12 protein-coding genes are annotated in these 16485 nt (G+C 41.5%); 9 read left to right on the plus strand and 3 right to left on the minus strand.

Features of this window, described 5'->3' with window-relative positions; all coding sequences use genetic code 11:
- The first annotated feature begins 57 nt into the window (after window positions 1–57).
- The 7 genes from G457_RS20905 to G457_RS20910 all read left to right on the plus strand — a co-directional run bounded on the left by G457_RS20905 (window position 58) and on the right by G457_RS20910 (window position 10135).
- Window positions 58–1608, plus strand: coding sequence for an alpha-amylase family glycosyl hydrolase (locus tag G457_RS20905; protein ID WP_051260667.1), 1551 nt, complete (start codon window positions 58–60; stop codon window positions 1606–1608).
- Window positions 1609–1820: 212 nt separating this feature from the next.
- Entirely contained in the window at window positions 1821–2987 is a 1167-nt protein-coding gene (locus G457_RS0102325) for a glycosyltransferase family 4 protein (protein WP_026945037.1), read from the plus strand.
- Between the two features lie 101 nt (window positions 2988–3088).
- Window positions 3089–4225: a DegT/DnrJ/EryC1/StrS family aminotransferase gene (locus tag G457_RS0102330; protein ID WP_026945038.1), complete on the plus strand. Its 1137-nt coding sequence runs from the start codon at window positions 3089–3091 to the stop codon at window positions 4223–4225.
- Between the two features lie 2 nt (window positions 4226–4227).
- Window positions 4228–4860: a sugar transferase gene (locus G457_RS0102335; RefSeq protein ID WP_026945039.1), complete on the plus strand. Its 633-nt coding sequence runs from the start codon at window positions 4228–4230 to the stop codon at window positions 4858–4860.
- 218 nt (window positions 4861–5078) lie between these two features.
- Window positions 5079–6989, plus strand: coding sequence for a polysaccharide biosynthesis protein (locus G457_RS0102340; RefSeq protein ID WP_026945040.1), 1911 nt, complete (start codon window positions 5079–5081; stop codon window positions 6987–6989).
- A gap of 113 nt (window positions 6990–7102) precedes the next feature.
- Window positions 7103–8692, plus strand: a complete 1590-nt coding sequence (locus G457_RS0102350) for an NAD(P)/FAD-dependent oxidoreductase (RefSeq protein WP_026945041.1) — start codon at window positions 7103–7105, stop codon at window positions 8690–8692.
- Window positions 8693–8743: 51 nt separating this feature from the next.
- The gene (locus tag G457_RS20910) at window positions 8744–10135 is read left to right on the plus strand and encodes an exonuclease domain-containing protein (RefSeq protein ID WP_051260668.1); all 1392 of its coding nucleotides are present in this window, start codon (window positions 8744–8746) and stop codon (window positions 10133–10135) included.
- Between the two features lie 12 nt (window positions 10136–10147).
- On the opposite strand, the gene G457_RS0102360 is transcribed toward G457_RS20910, so the two are convergent.
- Window positions 10148–11347 (minus strand): PQQ-dependent sugar dehydrogenase, encoded by a 1200-nt coding sequence (locus tag G457_RS0102360; RefSeq protein ID WP_026945042.1) that lies wholly within the window; start codon window positions 11345–11347, stop codon window positions 10148–10150.
- Window positions 11348–11442: 95 nt separating this feature from the next.
- Here G457_RS0102360 and G457_RS0102365 point away from each other — a divergent pair, with 95 nt between their 5' ends.
- The gene (locus G457_RS0102365; protein WP_026945043.1) at window positions 11443–13365 is read left to right on the plus strand and encodes an ABC-F family ATP-binding cassette domain-containing protein; all 1923 of its coding nucleotides are present in this window, start codon (window positions 11443–11445) and stop codon (window positions 13363–13365) included.
- 36 nt (window positions 13366–13401) lie between these two features.
- Window positions 13402–14670, plus strand: a complete 1269-nt coding sequence (locus tag G457_RS0102370) for a type IX secretion system plug protein (protein WP_026945044.1) — start codon at window positions 13402–13404, stop codon at window positions 14668–14670.
- Here the strand turns inward: G457_RS0102370 and G457_RS0102375 are convergent.
- On the minus strand, window positions 14667–15554 hold the full coding sequence (locus G457_RS0102375) for an ATP-grasp domain-containing protein (RefSeq protein WP_026945045.1): 888 nt from the start codon (window positions 15552–15554) through the stop codon (window positions 14667–14669). The two genes, G457_RS0102370 and G457_RS0102375, sit on opposite strands and share 4 nt — an antisense overlap.
- A gap of 166 nt (window positions 15555–15720) precedes the next feature.
- Entirely contained in the window at window positions 15721–16479 is a 759-nt protein-coding gene (rluF, locus tag G457_RS0102380; protein ID WP_026945046.1) for a 23S rRNA pseudouridine(2604) synthase RluF, read from the minus strand.
- Window positions 16480–16485 lie beyond the last annotated feature (6 nt).

A 16485-nucleotide genomic window follows, 5' to 3' on the forward strand; every position in this document is an offset into this window, starting at 1 on the left:
GTTCTGAAAAGTCACCTTCAAAAGTGACTTTTCTTTTTTCCCAAAAGCTCACTCATCATGAAAGCTAAATCTACTCTAATCGCACTCATTTTGTCTTTGTTCTATTTCTCTTGTAATCAGGAAAAAGAGCCGGAGGTGAAAAACTACTGGCCAGATGCGGGTGTTACCTACGAAATTTTCGTGCAGTCTTTCTATGACTCTGATGGGGATGGAATAGGAGACTTCAATGGAGTCACCGAGAAGCTGGATTATGTGCAGGAATTGGGAGCAAATGCCATCTGGTTTATGCCTATTATGCCGTCACCGACCTATCACAAATATGATGTGACGGATTATAAGGCGGTACATCCAGACTATGGGACCATGGAGGATTTCAAGCGCCTTCTAGAGGAAGCTCATCAGCGAGATATCAAAATCGTGATTGACATGATCATCAATCACACATCTACAGAACATCCTTGGTTTCAGGAAAGTAAAAAGAGTAGAGATAATGCTTACAGAGATTATTACGTCTGGGCTCAAAAAGATACGATCGCCGATTTTTTGAATAAGAAAGTGATTACACTGGACTCCGACAATATCCGTCAATGGCATGATCCAGGTTCAGGAGAAGACTACTACTATGGCTTCTTTTGGGGAGGAATGCCTGATTTGAATTTTGATAATCCCAAGGTACGGGAGGAAATCTATGAAATTGGTCGGTTTTGGCTAGAGGAGGTTGGAGTTGATGGCTTTAGACTGGATGCAGCAAAGCATATTTTCCCGGATGATAGACCTTTGGATAATCATGAGTTTTGGAAAGAGTTTCGTGCTAAAATGGAGGCAATAAAACCAGATGTCTATTTAGTAGGGGAAGTTTATGACAAGAAAGAGATTGTAGCCCCATATCTTCCAGGTCTTCCGGCCCTTTTCAACTTTGATTTCCATTACACCCTTTTGGAAGCATTCAAATCTGCTGATGGGATGTTATTGCCCAAGAAGCAAAAGGAGATTTTGGATTTCTATCAAAATATTACTCCTGAGTTTATTGATGCGACTATTTCATCCAACCATGACCAACCTAGGCTTTTGAATGAATTGGGTGAGGACGTGGACAAGTACAAGCAGGCTATTGCAGTGATGCTTACGATGCCCGGAGCTCCTTACTTGTACTATGGAGAGGAAATAGGTATGAAAGGGTTGAAGCCAGATGAACATATTCGGGAGCCATTCCTTTGGGATGTGAAAGCGAAGGATAAAGGTAGGGCTACTTGGATAGAGCCAAAATACAGTATCGACAGTGAAGTGACTCCTTTGGCTTTGCAGCGCAATGATCCTAATAGTATTTTCAATCATTACAAAAGCCTGATCAATCTAAGGAATACCTATCCAGCTTTAGCCTTAGGAAAATTGAGTCTTCCTTCAAGCGAATATTCAAAACCCATCATGGCTTACTCCAGAGTTCATAAGGGTCAAGCGATTTTCGTTGTTCACAATCTGGGAGATGAGGAAATAAGTATTGAGTTGCCGGCTGGGTTTGACAAAGTGATATTTGGGATGGGAGTTGGTGTCAATCTCAACGGGACACTTACTCTTCAAAAAAATGCCTCAAGGGTTTATGTTAAGTAATTCTTCTGTTAAAAATAAAAAATGTTTTATCTGTTCTTATTATACTATTTAAAATCATAAAAAATGCATTTCAAGTCGATATAAAAACACTTTATAAATTTATTACATTTTGTAGACAAGGTAGTATATTAATCATTTCATTATCTTTTTATTAATGAATTGGGTTTTAAGTTGTTAAATCTGTACTTTTGAAAAGTGAAACATTCTATTTTATGTTATTTTTATTTGTAATTCTTACATCCCTTGTAGTCGGTTTTTTAGTGATGCCAATCATTATCAAAGTGCTTTGGCGAGCCAAGATTGGAGATCAACCCGGCGGGAGAAAAATCCACAAAAAGTTCGTTCCATCTATGGGTGGTATTGGATTTTTTGTCGCTGCCTCTGCTGCTATGGCTATATGGGGTTGGCAATTCCCCCTTCCTGACATACGATATCTTTTGGGAGCAATCGGTCTAATGTTTATTGTAGGTTTGCGGGATGATTTGGTGGAATTGAAGGCATCAAGGAAGCTTTTGGGTCAGCTTGTTGCTGTTGCGATGGTTGTCGTGATGGGAGATATTCGAATCAGGGACTTGCATGGATTTCTAGGAATAGGTGAGCTTCACCTTTTTGTCTCTTATGGATTCTCCGCGTTCGTGCTTTTAGCCTTGACCAATGCTTTCAACCTGATTGACGGTTTAGACGGCCTTGCGGGAAGCACAGGTCTGGTTGTTTCAGGGCTTTTAGGTACTTGGTTTGCTTTTCAAGGTTTGGAAAGTTATGCTGTCTTATCCTTTAGTTTTTTTGGAGGCATACTAGGTTTCTTAATCTTCAACTGGCATCCGGCTAAGATTTTCATGGGAGATACTGGTTCTTTGACCCTTGGTTTTACCTTAGGTGCACTTGTTGTTGCTTTTATGGAATCCAATGCAGCACTTCCTGAAGGAGCAAGCTGGCGTTTTAGCCCAGTTTTTTCATCAGGTATAGCGCTGATGATATATCCTCTTTATGATATGGCGAGGGTATTTACAAGGAGAATCCTTAGAGGACAAGGCCCGATGACGCCGGATAAAAGCCATGTACATCACTTTTTGATGCGTATGGGATTGAAGCACAATCAAGTAGCACTTATCTTGGTTTTTGTTCAAATACTAATTGTTGGTTCTGTTATTCTAATGAAAGATCTTTCTGATCATATTGTACTACCGGTAATTTCAGCGATTACTCTGGGGCTTGGTTTCAGGCTAGATAAGATAGCAGTTAAATATGTGAAAAAGAAAGTTTCCAAAGAGCCAAATATTTTGTCCAATGGTAAGAATAGCAATGGCTCAAAGAAGGGGAATCAAAAGTCAAAAGTTTCTATAAAAGATTTTGAAAATACCCCCATTAATTATAATTAACTTTTATTTTCTTTTTAGTATTAATTATTTTTTATAGCACTTGGTTGGATTTTTGTTGGATTAGTAATATGTTTCCATCAGATTCACCCCTAAGTCATTAAATGTCAAATGGTATAAAGCTCTCGATTCCTTTTTTTAATGGGAACGAAGAGGTGTATTCTAAAAAGGCGATTCAGTCAGGTCAGCTTGCGACCAACGGAGATTTTATTGACTCATTTGAAGAAAAATTCTCAAATAAGTTATCCTCTCATGAAATCGTAGCATTAAACTCTGGCACTAGTTCCCTACACCTTTCTATGGTACTTTTAGGAATTGGTAAAGGGGATGAGGTTATCTGTCAGACATTTACGTTCTGTGCTTCAGCAAACCCGATAATTTATCTTGGTGCCACCCCCGTTTTTGTTGATAGCGAACCTGAAACATGGAATATCTCCCCAGAACTTTTAGAAGATGCCATTCTAGATCGAATAGCAAACGGAAAAAAGCCTAAAGCGATTGTAATAGTGCATTTGTTTGGAATGCCTGCCAAAATTCAGGAAATCATGTCTATTGCATCTCGATATCAAATTCCCATCATAGAGGATGCTGCTGAAGCTGTGGGAAGTACCTATCGAGGTGATTACTGTGGAACATTTGGAGATGTTGGGATCTATTCATTCAACGGTAATAAAATTCTCTCAGCAGGAGGTGGAGGGGCTTTGGTTAGTAGTAAAATTAACTTGATCCAAAGAGCAAAATACCTTTCAACTCAAGCTAGGGAGGATTTGCCTTACTATCAACATTTGGAAATTGGTTTCAATTACCGAATGAATAATCTATGCGCCTCTGTAGCTTTGGCACAATTGGAACAGCTCGACGAATTTGTGGAGAAGAGACGAGAGATTAACGCTAATTACAGAAAACTCCTTGAAGGATTTCTTGGGATTTCTTTCCAGCCTGAAGCAAACGAGTCTAAGTCAAATTTTTGGCTGACAGCCATTTTGATTGATGAAGAGGTTACCGGCTTTTCAAATGATCAGGTTCGAGTAGCTTTGATGAAGAATGACATTGAAACCCGATTTCTTTGGAAGCCACTACATCTCCAACCTGTCTTTAAAGAAATCAAATACTTCGGAGGGAATGTAGCGAAAAGCTTTTTTCACAAAGGTATCTGTCTTCCTAGTTCAGTAAATTTGACTTTTGAAGATCAGGAAAGAATTGTTGACATTTTCAAGAAGGAGCTTGCTAAAACCTTTTAGCTGTGTGGTATAGAAAATTTGGGAAACGAACTTTGGATATAATCCTAGCAGGGCTATTATTTCTAGTTCTTTCTCCAGTCTTTTTGTTTCTCTTGATTCTTTTATCAATCACGCATAAGGGTGATCCCTTTTTTAAGCAACCAAGACCAGGTAAGGATGAGAGGATTTTTAATATTCTCAAATTTAAAACGATGACTGACTCTTGCGATGAGAGTGGGAACTTGTTATCTGATCAAGAGAGACTTACTTCCCTGGGAAAATTTATCCGAAAGAGCTCTTTGGATGAGATTCCACAACTTCTTAATGTTCTTGCAGGCCAAATGAGTTTGGTTGGTCCCAGACCACTTTTGGTTGATTATTTAGAACTTTACAATGAAAATCAAAGAAAGAGACATCTTGTGCTTCCCGGCGTAAGTGGCTGGGCACAAATTAATGGCAGAAATACAATTTCTTGGGAAGAAAAATTCGACTTTGATGTCTGGTATGTTGAGAACTTCGGCTTATTCCTAGACCTTAAAATTTTATTTATTACTTTTTTTAATGTGCTTCAGGGAAAGGGTGTTTCACAAACGGGCCATGTAAGCATGGGAAGATTTGAGGGGACTAGAAGTGTAAAAGCTAAAATAAGTGCCTAGAATAGAATTTAAATGCAATTCTTTCCTTCTTCGATCTAAATCGTCAATGTTTTCCGTATATCCTATTTCAATTAAGGAATATTGGAAAAGTGCAAAATAAAATTGGATCGATTTTGAAAAAACATAAGGATGTTTTGTGGTAATGAGTAAAATGACTTATTTTGAGCAAGTTTTATTTGGTCATCAGTTAAAACAGATTATTTGAATAAATATTTACTATGAATTTTTTAGCAAGGTTAAAAATCCTCCCAAGGTGGATCATAGCCACTCTTGACTCTGTAATTCTTTTTCATTGCGCCTTATTTGGTTATTTGGTTCGTTTCAACTTTGAATTAGCCGTAATCGAGCAGAATGATGCCGTAGCTGGAAGTTTCACATTCATGATCGGAGGATTGCTCGTCATGCAAAATACCCGATCCTATGAAGGTATTGTACGACATACGGGATTTAAGGATGGATCAAATATTTTCAAGACTGTATTTATCAATTTTGTTCTATTTCTCTTTCTTAACTTCTTTCATGGCAATTTCCTGAATGATAGGTTTTTATTACCTACTTCGGTTCTTATCATCGCCAGCCTTTCTTCCTTATTTATGCTGATTTTTTACCGATTACTGGTGAAAGAGCTTTTCGTTTACTTGAAGAATGGATTTATCGTCAAGGAACAAAAAAGTGGAGTGATCTTCGGTGCCGGTGAATCTGGGCTGATTGCTCAGGAAGCTATTAAACGAGACAGCAATAGTAATTTCAATACCATCGCGTTTTTGGATGATGACCCTAAAAAGGAGGGTAAAAACATTGCAGGGATTAGAATCTTTCACGGCATCAAATCATTGGCAAAGCTCAAAGATCAATATGGGGTCACGGAGCTGATAATTGCCGTTCGAGATTTGGACGTCCTTCGGAAACGTGAGATCATTGACGAATGCTTGAAACTCGGGATTTCTGTTTCTATCGTCCCTCCTGTGGACCAATGGATCAATGGCGGTCTAACTGCCGGTGCAATACGTGAAATTAAAATTGAGGATCTTCTTTCCAGAGAGCAGATCATTTTGGACAATCCCCAGATTCATGAGGATTTGATAGATAAAACAGTATTGGTCACTGGTGCTGCAGGTTCAATCGGTAGTGAGCTTTGCAGACAAATAGCCCATTATCAGCCCAAATTATTGATCTTATTGGATATTGCGGAGTCTGCACTCTATGATATCGAAAATGAGTTTAAGGAAAATTATTCCTATTGCCCCATTAAAATAGTGTTGGGAGATGTAAGGAATAAAAAGAAGATGAAAGAAATCTTCAAAACCTTTAAGCCTCAAGTGGTTTTCCATGCGGCAGCATACAAGCACGTGCCGATGATGGAAAATTATCCAGAGGAGGCTATTCATTCCAATGTGATTGGAACGAAGGTTTTGGCAGACCTATCCGTACTTTCTCAGGTCGATAAGTTTGTATTTGTCTCCACAGATAAGGCAGTGAATCCTACGAATGTAATGGGGGCTAGCAAGCGCGCAGCAGAAATGTATGTGCAGGCTTTGAATGAGTATTTGGAGGTCAATCATAAAAAATATCACACCAAGTTTATCACTACTCGATTTGGCAATGTATTAGGTTCGAATGGTTCGGTCATTCCGCTTTTCAAAAAGCAGATCCTACATGGAGGTCCTTTGACAGTGACTCATCCGGAAATTACCCGCTACTTTATGACCATTCCTGAGGCATGTCAGTTGGTATTAGAGGCCGCGGTAATGGGTAATGGTGGAGAGATCTACGTGTTTGATATGGGAGAGCCTGTAAAAATCCTAGACCTCGCCAAGAAGATGATTCAGCTTTCTGGTAAAAAAGAGGATGAGGATATCAAAATTATCTTCACTGGACTGAGGGAAGGTGAAAAACTTTATGAAGAGTTATTGAATGATTTTGAAACGGTCAAGATAACTCACCATCCAAAAATCAAGATCGCTCAGGTGATGCCGGCGGCTTATCATAAAATTGATGGTCAGATCGACTTGTTCCAGGATTTGATACTGAAAAACTCCGAAAATGAACTGGTAGGGCATCTTAAAACGATCGTTCCAGAATTCATTTCCAATTCTTCAAGATTCGAAGTCCTCGATAGGTTGAATTAGTACTCAATCGGTATGAGATAAGTTTGGCTACCTAGGTGTAGCCTTTTTTATTTTTGAAGTTTTCGACTTTTTTCTGTGTAATTTTGCCATGATTTAAGGATAGAACCCTTACCATGAAAAAAATACTCCAATTGCAATTGGACCCTTCGGAGGCATACGATGAGGTTCAGTTTGAAAAAGCGGCTTTACAAAAAGCTGGAATCAGACCTTCAGAAGATGAGGTCTTTGTCAGGCAAAATCGCCGATCCATAGATGCGCGGGGAAGGAAGGTCCGAGTTAATGTGGAAGCTGAAATTTTTATCAAAGAAAGCCCGGATTCCCGCCTTCAAATTGACATTGATTACCCCCAAGTTGAAAATGCTGAAAGAATACTAATTGTAGGGGCAGGTCCAGCCGGGATGTTTGCTGCACTCCGCGCGATAGAGCTAGGCGTGAAGCCAATCATTATCGAAAGAGGAAAGGATGTCAGAGCTCGAAGAAGAGACCTTGCAGCGATTAATAAGGAAAATATTGTCAATCCTGATTCCAATTACTGTTTCGGAGAAGGGGGAGCTGGAACCTATTCGGATGGAAAGCTTTATACTCGATCCAAAAAACGAGGAGATATCCGCCGGATTTTAGAAATCTTGGTGAGGCATGGTGCCACGGAAGAGATCCTTGTCGATGCTCACCCCCATATTGGTACCAACAAGCTTCCCGTGGTCGTGACTAAGCTCCGGGAAACAATATTAGGATCTGGTGGAGAGATTCATTTTGGAACCCGAGTTGAGGATTTTATTATTGATCAATCTGAAATTAAAGGTGTCATCACACAGCATGGAGATAGGATTTTAGGAGAGGGAGTGATTTTAGCAACCGGGCATTCGGCAAGGGATATTTTTGAATTGCTTCATGCAAAAAAAGTACTGATAGAACCCAAGCCTTTTGCCCTGGGCGTTCGAATTGAGCACTCTCAAAATCTAATCGATAGAATTCAATACCACTGCGAAGTCGACCGAGGACCTTATTTACCGGCATCTTCCTATTCATTGGTACATCAAACCCATTTCAAGGGTAAACAGCGAGGGGTTTTCAGTTTCTGTATGTGTCCAGGCGGTTTTATTGTTCCTGCTGCTACTGCTCCCGGAGAGTTGGTGGTCAATGGAATGAGTCCAAGCCGTAGGGATAGCCGCTTTGCCAATTCAGGAATGGTTGTCGCAGTGGAGTTGGAGGATTTACCCGAGTTTCAAAAGTTCGGACCTTTGGCAGCCATGCACTTTCAAGCTAGTGTGGAAAGAAAAGCCTGGGAAATGGGGGGTAAAACTCAGGTTGCACCTGCTCAGCGAATGGTAGATTTCGTAAATAAAAAGGTAAGTAATTCCTTATTGGATACTTCCTATCAGCCTGGTCTTGAGGCAGTGGATATGAGCGAAGTTTTACCCGATTTTATTTCTCGCAGATTAGCTGATGCATTCAAAGCTTTTGGGCAAAAGATGCGTGGATATTTTACGAACGAATCACAACTCATCGGGGTTGAGAGCCGGACTTCTTCTCCGGTAAGAATTCCAAGGGATCGCGAAAGTCTAGAGCACCCAGAAATCAAAGGACTTTATCCATGTGGAGAGGGTGCAGGATTTGCTGGAGGAATTGTTTCTGCCGCTATGGACGGGGAGCGATGTGCCGAAAGATTGATTACAAGCCATATCAAGCGAACAAGCATCTGACCTTTTGTGTCACGATTGTCGAGGAGCTCTGAGTAATTACTAACTTACAGCGTGGAGTTTGCCGTAGTAGATATCGAGACCACAGGAGGTAATAGCAAGTTTGGAGGAATTACAGAAATTGCCATCCTGATTCATGATGGAACAGAAATCAAGGATACTTTTCAAACACTTCTGAATCCTCAACAGCGAATTCCGGATTACATCACGGGACTTACAGGTATTGATAATGCGATGGTTCAAGATGCTCCACTCTTCGAGGAGGTAGCTGAGCAGATTTGGGAAATGCTAGCGGATAGAGTTTTTGTAGCCCATCAGGTAAATTTTGATTTTTCTTTTATTCGAGAGGCTTTTTCAGCATTGGATAAAGATTTTTCACCATCAAAACTTTGTACTGTTCGCCTTTCACGAAAGGCTTTTCCTGGCCTAAGATCTTATGGATTGGGTAGAATTTGCGAACATCTTCGAATTCCTATTGAGGCACGGCATCGAGCCATGGGGGATGCTAAAGCTACGGCAATCTTGTTTGATCAAGTGATCAAAAAGCAACCCGAGGTGGTATATGAATTGGTCAAGGGCAAAAAGGCACTCCAGTTTTTACCCCCGAATTTTCCCAGTCACCGCTTCGAACAGATCCCTACCGAATGCGGTGTCTATTACATGCTAGACTCCAATTCCCGTGTGGTTTATGTGGGAAAAGCAATAAACATTCAAGAGCGGTTTCGGTCTCATTTTTCGGGTGATTCTGCTTTGGTACAAAAACAGGCGCTCAAAGCCATAGTGGCCGATCTAAAATGGGAATTGACGGGTTCGGAATTTATGGCTCTGCTATTGGAAACGCTTGAAATCAAACGTATTTGGCCAAAATTCAATGCAGCAATCAAAAGACCCTCTCAACTTTGGGGTTTGTATTCTTACCAAGACGGGAGTGGCTTTACCCGCTTCCAAATAGCCAAAGTGAGGAAAAATAATCCTCCTTTGGAGTTTTTCTTTAACCAGGAAGAGGCTAGGCTTTTTCTCAAGGATGCAGTTGATAATTACCAGCTTTGCTCCAAACTGACAGGCATTCGCTCCGTTCCATGTGCCACTGTCCAGGATGATCGTTGTGAAGGGGCTTGTCGAAGTGCAATTAGTCCAGGTAGCTACAATTCCAAAGCCCAATCATTTATTGAGAATATTCAAGCGAGCAAAAAGGGAATTCAAATCTGTATCCCTGGCAGAACTCCCGATGAAGTAGCAGTATGTGTTTTTGAAGGAGGTATATTGAAATACTACGGGTATTTTGAATCTGAAGAATCGGTGGATTTTTCCCAGATGAAAGCAGTTCCATCTCATCCTGAAACTGCCTACATCTTGAGACAGTTCTTACCCAAGTTTTCAACTGAGCAAATTAAAATCATTGCCCAAACTGTTTCTCCATCCTACGAATTGCCGCTTGGGTTCTAATTGCTTTAAATTTTATTTCCCCGTGTAGCTCACTCGATAGATGCAGTTTGCTACATCATCGGAAATCAGAAGGCTGCCATCAGGTAATTCCTGAACATCTACAGGCCTTCCCCAGACTTCTTGAGTAGCATCATCCAGCCATCCACTTGCAAAAGGCTCTACTTTTGTTACTTCCACTGAAGAGTTGATTTTTGCCAAAACCACATCGTATCCTGACTTCTTGCTTCTATTCCAAGAACCATGTTTAGCAATGATGGCTTGATTTTGATAGCTATTGGGAAACATATCCCCTTCATAAAAGCGAATACCAAGTGGAGCCACGTGTGCTCCAAGCTTTGCCTTTGGGGCCTGATAGGCTTCTTTTGCTTTACCTTTCAAACCAAACTCAGGATCCTTCACATCACCGGCATGCCAGTAGGGATAGCCAAAATGTTGGCCGGCGGTGGTGGCTACATTCAATTCGCAATCTGGAATATCATCTCCCATCATATCTCTACCATTATCGGTAAACCAAAGATTGCCTGTCTCAGGATGCCAATCAAATCCCACCGAATTTCGAACACCATGGGCGTAGACCTCAGGCTGAGGATTGGGAGAGTTGACATCAATTCGGGTGATGGAGGCAAAAATCTTATCTTCTGATTCGCAAATATTGCAAGGCGCGCCGACTGGGACGTAGAGCATTCCATCGGGACCAAAAGCAATAAACTTCCATCCATGATGGCGTTCTGTGGGATATCCGTCAAAAATCACCTCATATTTTGGATTGGTGAGGTTGTCAAGAATATTTGGAAACTTAAGAATCTTACTGACTTCTGCTACGTAGAGATCTCCATCTTTGTAAGCGACGCCATTAGGCATTCGGAGACCCTCTGCCAAGATGAATTTGCTGTCTGCTTTGCCATCTCCATCTTCATCCAGTACCGCATAGACATTTTTTTCCTGCCTGTTTCCGACAAAGACCACTCCATTTTCCGAAATAGAAAGGGATCTTGCATTTGGGATATCTGCAGCCCATACTTCAATTTGAAAGCCTTCAGGCAACTTGATTCTGTCAAGCTTTACATCGGCTTGAGCATCCTTGATCGATCGCTTATTGCTGGAGTTTGGTGTACTAAAACTAGACTGATTACCAGTTTTTTGCTGGCAACTAGCATGAGATATGATCAATAGAAACACTAAGAAATTCGAAAGTAAAGCAGAAGTTTTCATTTCGTGGAATTTAAATTTTATCTCATTAAGGTAATTCTTTTTGGATTGTTTTAATACTAGGCCTCTATAAACGGTCTAATCCTTATTTTTGCGCCATGCTTTCGATTAACAATCTTTCTTACTTCATCGGTGGACGACCGCTTTATGAAAATGCCAATCTTCATATCAAGCCCAAGGACAAAATTGGATTGGTAGGGCAAAATGGTACCGGTAAGTCCACACTTCTCAAAATCATAGCAGGGGAGTACCTGCCCTCAAGTGGTGAAGTTCAAAAGGCGAAGGATTGTACCATTGGATTTTTGAATCAGGATCTGCTTTCCTATCAGTCGGAAGAGAGTATTTTACAGGTTGCATTGGCAGCATTCAAGGAGACTTTGGCCTTGCAAGATGAAATCGATCAGGTGTTGAAGCAGATGGAAACGGATTACTCCGAAGATGTAATCAATCGTCTGGCAAGTCTGCAGGAAAGCTTTGAAGCTAATGAAGGATATACCATCAAGGCCAAAGCAGAAGAAGTCCTTGAGGGTATCGGGTTTAAAACGGAAGATCTCACCAAGCCACTTCGCACCTTCTCCGGAGGATGGCGAATGCGGGTGATGCTTGCAAAATTACTTTTGGAGCGTCCTGCACTGCTTCTCTTGGATGAGCCAACCAACCACTTGGATCTTCCGTCGATTCAATGGGTAGAAAATTACCTCAAAACCTATGAAGGTGCTGTGGTGGTGGTATCTCACGATCAGACATTCTTGGATAATTGCGTATCTACCATCGTAGAAGTATCAAGTCATACGCTGACGACCTATGCAGGCAATTACTCTTTCTACAAGGAGGAGAAAAAGGAGCGGATGGAGATCCAGCAAAATGCCTACGAGAATCAGCAACAAATGATCAAGCAAACCGAGCGCTTCATAGAGCGTTTTCGTGCCAAAGCATCTAAATCAAATCAAGTTCAATCTCGAGTTAAGGCTTTGGAACGTATGGATCGCGTGCAAGAAGTGGTTAATGATGAGGCTTTTGTGAACTTTAATTTCAAATTTTCTCAAAAGTCTGGCAGACATGTAGTCACCTTGGATCATATCGGGAAAAGCTACGGAGACCTCGTGATTTTGCAAAATACCACGGCCCGAATTGAACGAGGGGATAAAATTGCATTGATCGGAGCAAATGGAAAAGGGAAGTCCACACTTTTGCGAATCATCGATGGCTCAGAAAAAATATCCGGTGAGCGATCAGAAGGGCATAATGTGATCAAATCCTTTTATGCCCAGCATCAATTGGAGGCTCTCACCCTAGACAATGAAATCATTCAGGAAATGGTACAGGCTGGCTCCAACAAAACTGAAACTGAGCTTAGAAATGTCCTAGGCTGTTTCCTTTTCTCCAGCGAGGATGTTTTCAAGAAGATAAAAGTGCTTTCGGGAGGGGAAAAATCAAGAGTTGCCCTTGCAAAAACCTTGATTTCTGAAGCCAACTTTCTCCTGCTGGATGAACCGACCAACCACCTGGATTTCCAATCGGTCAATATTTTGATTCAAGCCTTGCAGCAGTATGAGGGGACCTTCATCACGGTGTCTCACGACCGGCATTTTATCCGGGGTGTTGCCAATAAAATCTGGTACATCGAGGATCATCAAATCAAGGAATATCCTGGAACCTATGAGGAGTATGAGTTTTGGAAAAGTCAGCAGGAGGAAGTAGAAAAGCAGGAGGAAAAAGCTGCTCCAAAGAAAGAAAAAGTCAAGGCACCCATCGTAAATTCCGAGCTGAATGAGGCAAAAAAGAGTTTGAGGAAATTAGAATATGAGCTCGAACAAGTGGAAAAGGAATTGGAGCGATGGGAAGATAAAAGCAAATCACTGGAGGTAAAGTTAGCAGATCCAAAACTCTACGAAGACCTTGAATCAGCCGAAAAGGTGCAAAAGGAGTTTGAGGAGGTGAAATCTCGATTGGACAAGAGTAATTTGTCTTGGGAAAAATTGGTAGAGGATATTTCCAAATTGCAGGAGGTCATAAGCTGATTTTTCATTAAGAACTTATTTGTCTAATTTTTCAAAATGAAGCGACTACTGACAGTACTTTTTTTATCCATGTTCTTGATTCATTCAAGCTATGCGCAGCTTGATGATAAGGTCTTCAAGGATCATATTCAATCCGTTCGGATTTTTCCGCTAGGAGCGGCATTCGATAGTCAGTTGGACGCGCCAAGTGTCAGTATTTCTGATTCAAGACCCTTGATCTTGTTGTTTGATGACATTGCCTATGACCCTGAACTCTACACGGCTAAACTGATCCATTGTGATGCAAATTGGGAACAATCACAGCTCAAGGACAATGACTTCTTGGCCTCATTCAATGAATTCAATGTGCAGGATTATGATTATTCGGTAAATACCCGTTTGCCATACATTCATTATCGCTTTGCTTTGCCAAGGGTCACCAAGTCAGGAAACTACATTGTGAAAGTCTTCAAAGGTCGCGATGAATCAGATGTGATTTTGACCAAGCGATTTATGGTTTACGAGGAGCTTTTTACAATAGGTGCTAGTATTGTGCCCCCTGCCCGAACCCAAGACCGGAGATCAGGTCAGCAGGTGGATGTGGTGGTCAATTATTCCAAAGGGGAGGTGATGGATCCGCTCAATCAGGTCAAGGTCGTCATTAGACAAAATCAGCGGTGGGGCCAAGCAAGACTATTGGGAGAGCCTACCTTCTTGAATGAGAGTTCGAAGGTAATTCGCTATCAGAATTTTGATGGGAGTAATACCTTTTCAGCAGGGAACGAATTCCGGTTTATCGATCTGCGGTTTATCAGAGCGACGGGTGTAAATGTAGCTTCTATCGAAGTGCAACCTGACGTAATCTATGCGGATGCTTTGGTAGATAAGCCCCGTGAGTCGGAAGTTTATTCCCAATATCTGGATCTGAATGGACAGTATCTGGTCAATACGAATGACCGACCCGGTGGTGACCCGGAAGTAGAAAGCGAGTATATTTTGACGACTTTTCGTTTTAATGCTCCAGAAAACTCTCAACCCATCTATTTGGTAGGTTCGCTCACCAACTGGGGTACAACTCCAGAAGCAAAGCTACAATGGAATTCGGAGCTGAAAGTTTTTGAAACAACGCTACTGCTTAAGCAAGGCTGGTACGATTACCAATATGCCTATTTGAGAGATCAGCAGTTTGACTCAGAGGAATTTGAAGGTAGCTTTTTTGAGACGGAAAACGAATACGAGGTTTTTGTGTACTTCAGAGCTTTGGGGTCACGCTATGACCAATTGGTCGGCTATGTCTATCTGCATCCCAACCGCAGAAGGCTTTAATTCCTAATTGGATCTAAATGCTTTTTCCAGTATTGATCGAGCATTTCTGCAAAAAGGGCAGGAGACTTTTCATCAAAGCGGAAATACAGGCAAGGCTCTATCAATTCAAGCTCCATCAAGGCAAAGCTATTCGAGGCTGTTCTGACCAAATCTACTCGAGCATAAAAAGGAGTTTCAGGTAAGCTTTCCATGGCTTTATCTGCAGCTTCCAGTAGTTCGGCTTCAGGTTTTTCGATGGGAATTACCCCGCCTCCATGCTCTTCCTGAACTCGGAAATCTCCTTCGCCCACCGTTTTAAGAATCGTATGGCTCAGTGAACCTTGGAAATACATCAGAGAGAATTCGCCTTCTTCCACAATCGCATGCATAAAAGGCTGGATCATTCCTTCTTTTTCAGCAAAAATGGTAAGAGCTTTTTGCCAAGATTCTGCTCGATCTCTGCGAATCCAGAAAGTATCATCGGCATTGGCTCCAATGAGGGGCTTGACGATGAGCTGATCGGAATTTAAGGTTCTAAAGGCTTGTTCAATCGCCTCTTTTTCCAACGTCGAGAAGCGGATAGTAGGCACTAATTCTACCCCTTTGTCTTGGAGTTCGAACAGATATCCCTTGTGAATATTCCACTGCATCAGTTCAAGGGAATTCAACAGAATGGCCTTTGAGCGGTGGATTTGAGAGAGGACATTTTGAAACTCCAGCAGATGCTGCTGATAGTCCCAAGGGCTACGCACCACAACCAAGTCAAATTCGTTCCAGTCGGTAGCTTGATTCCAAGGAATATTTTCAACTTGCCAGTCAAGTGCCTCAAGGTGAGGATGAACCAAATCATCATCAATGAACCAACCTTCGGTATTGGCAATGGAAAGAAAAGCACATTTTGGCATGTAGATCTAGGTTAAATTTTAATGTTTCCCATTTTTTTAAAATGAGACTTTTCGGGCCTAAAATAAGCTTTGAGGTGTAATTTCAGCAAACTTCCTACTCCCAGCTTCCTTCCCGGTTAGTAGAGATAATTCGATCAAATCTATCAATATGATTAATCAATGCAGTTCAATTCCAATCCTCCTCTGCCTCGCTAGGGTCAAAAGTTTTCGAGGAATCAGCGATTAGGACATTCAGTTCGGCTAATTCCTTTTCGGTCAAATCCCGCCATTTTCCGATAGGAAGGTCCAGCGAAATATTCATAATCCGCACGCGCTTGAGTTTGGTCACGGAGTACCCCAAGTAGGTACACATTCTACGAATTTGTCGGTTGAGTCCCTGAGTCAAAATGATTCTAAACTGATTCCTGCCCATCTTCTCGACATGGCACTTTCGGGTTACAGTGTCTAAAATCGGTACTCCTGATCCCATTCTGCGGATAAACTCAGGAGTGATCGGCTGATTGACCGTGACGATGTATTCCTTTTCGTGATTGTTTTTGGCACGGAGAATTTTATTGACAATGTCACCATCATTGGTTAGCAGGATGAGCCCTTCGCTAGGCTTATCGAGCCTTCCAATAGGAAAGATGCGACTGGGGTAATTGATGTAATCGATAATATTGTCTTTTTCAACCCGTGTATCTGTGGTACAGACTATACCTACAGGCTTGTTGAAGGCTAAATAAACCGGTTTTTCTCCCTTATCATCTATTCGCTTTCCATCTACTCTAATGATGTCTCCTTTTTGAACTTTAGTGCCCATTTCGGGCTTTTCCCCGTTGATAGTGATGCGTCCAGCTTCTATCAACTTGTCGGCTGCACGCCTAGAACAGTAACCCAATTCGCTGAGGTATTTATTAATTCGAGTAGCTTCTGCATCCAACATACTAGT

Source organism: Algoriphagus marincola DSM 16067, from assembly GCF_000429405.1.
Taxonomy (GTDB): domain Bacteria; phylum Bacteroidota; class Bacteroidia; order Cytophagales; family Cyclobacteriaceae; genus Algoriphagus; species Algoriphagus marincola.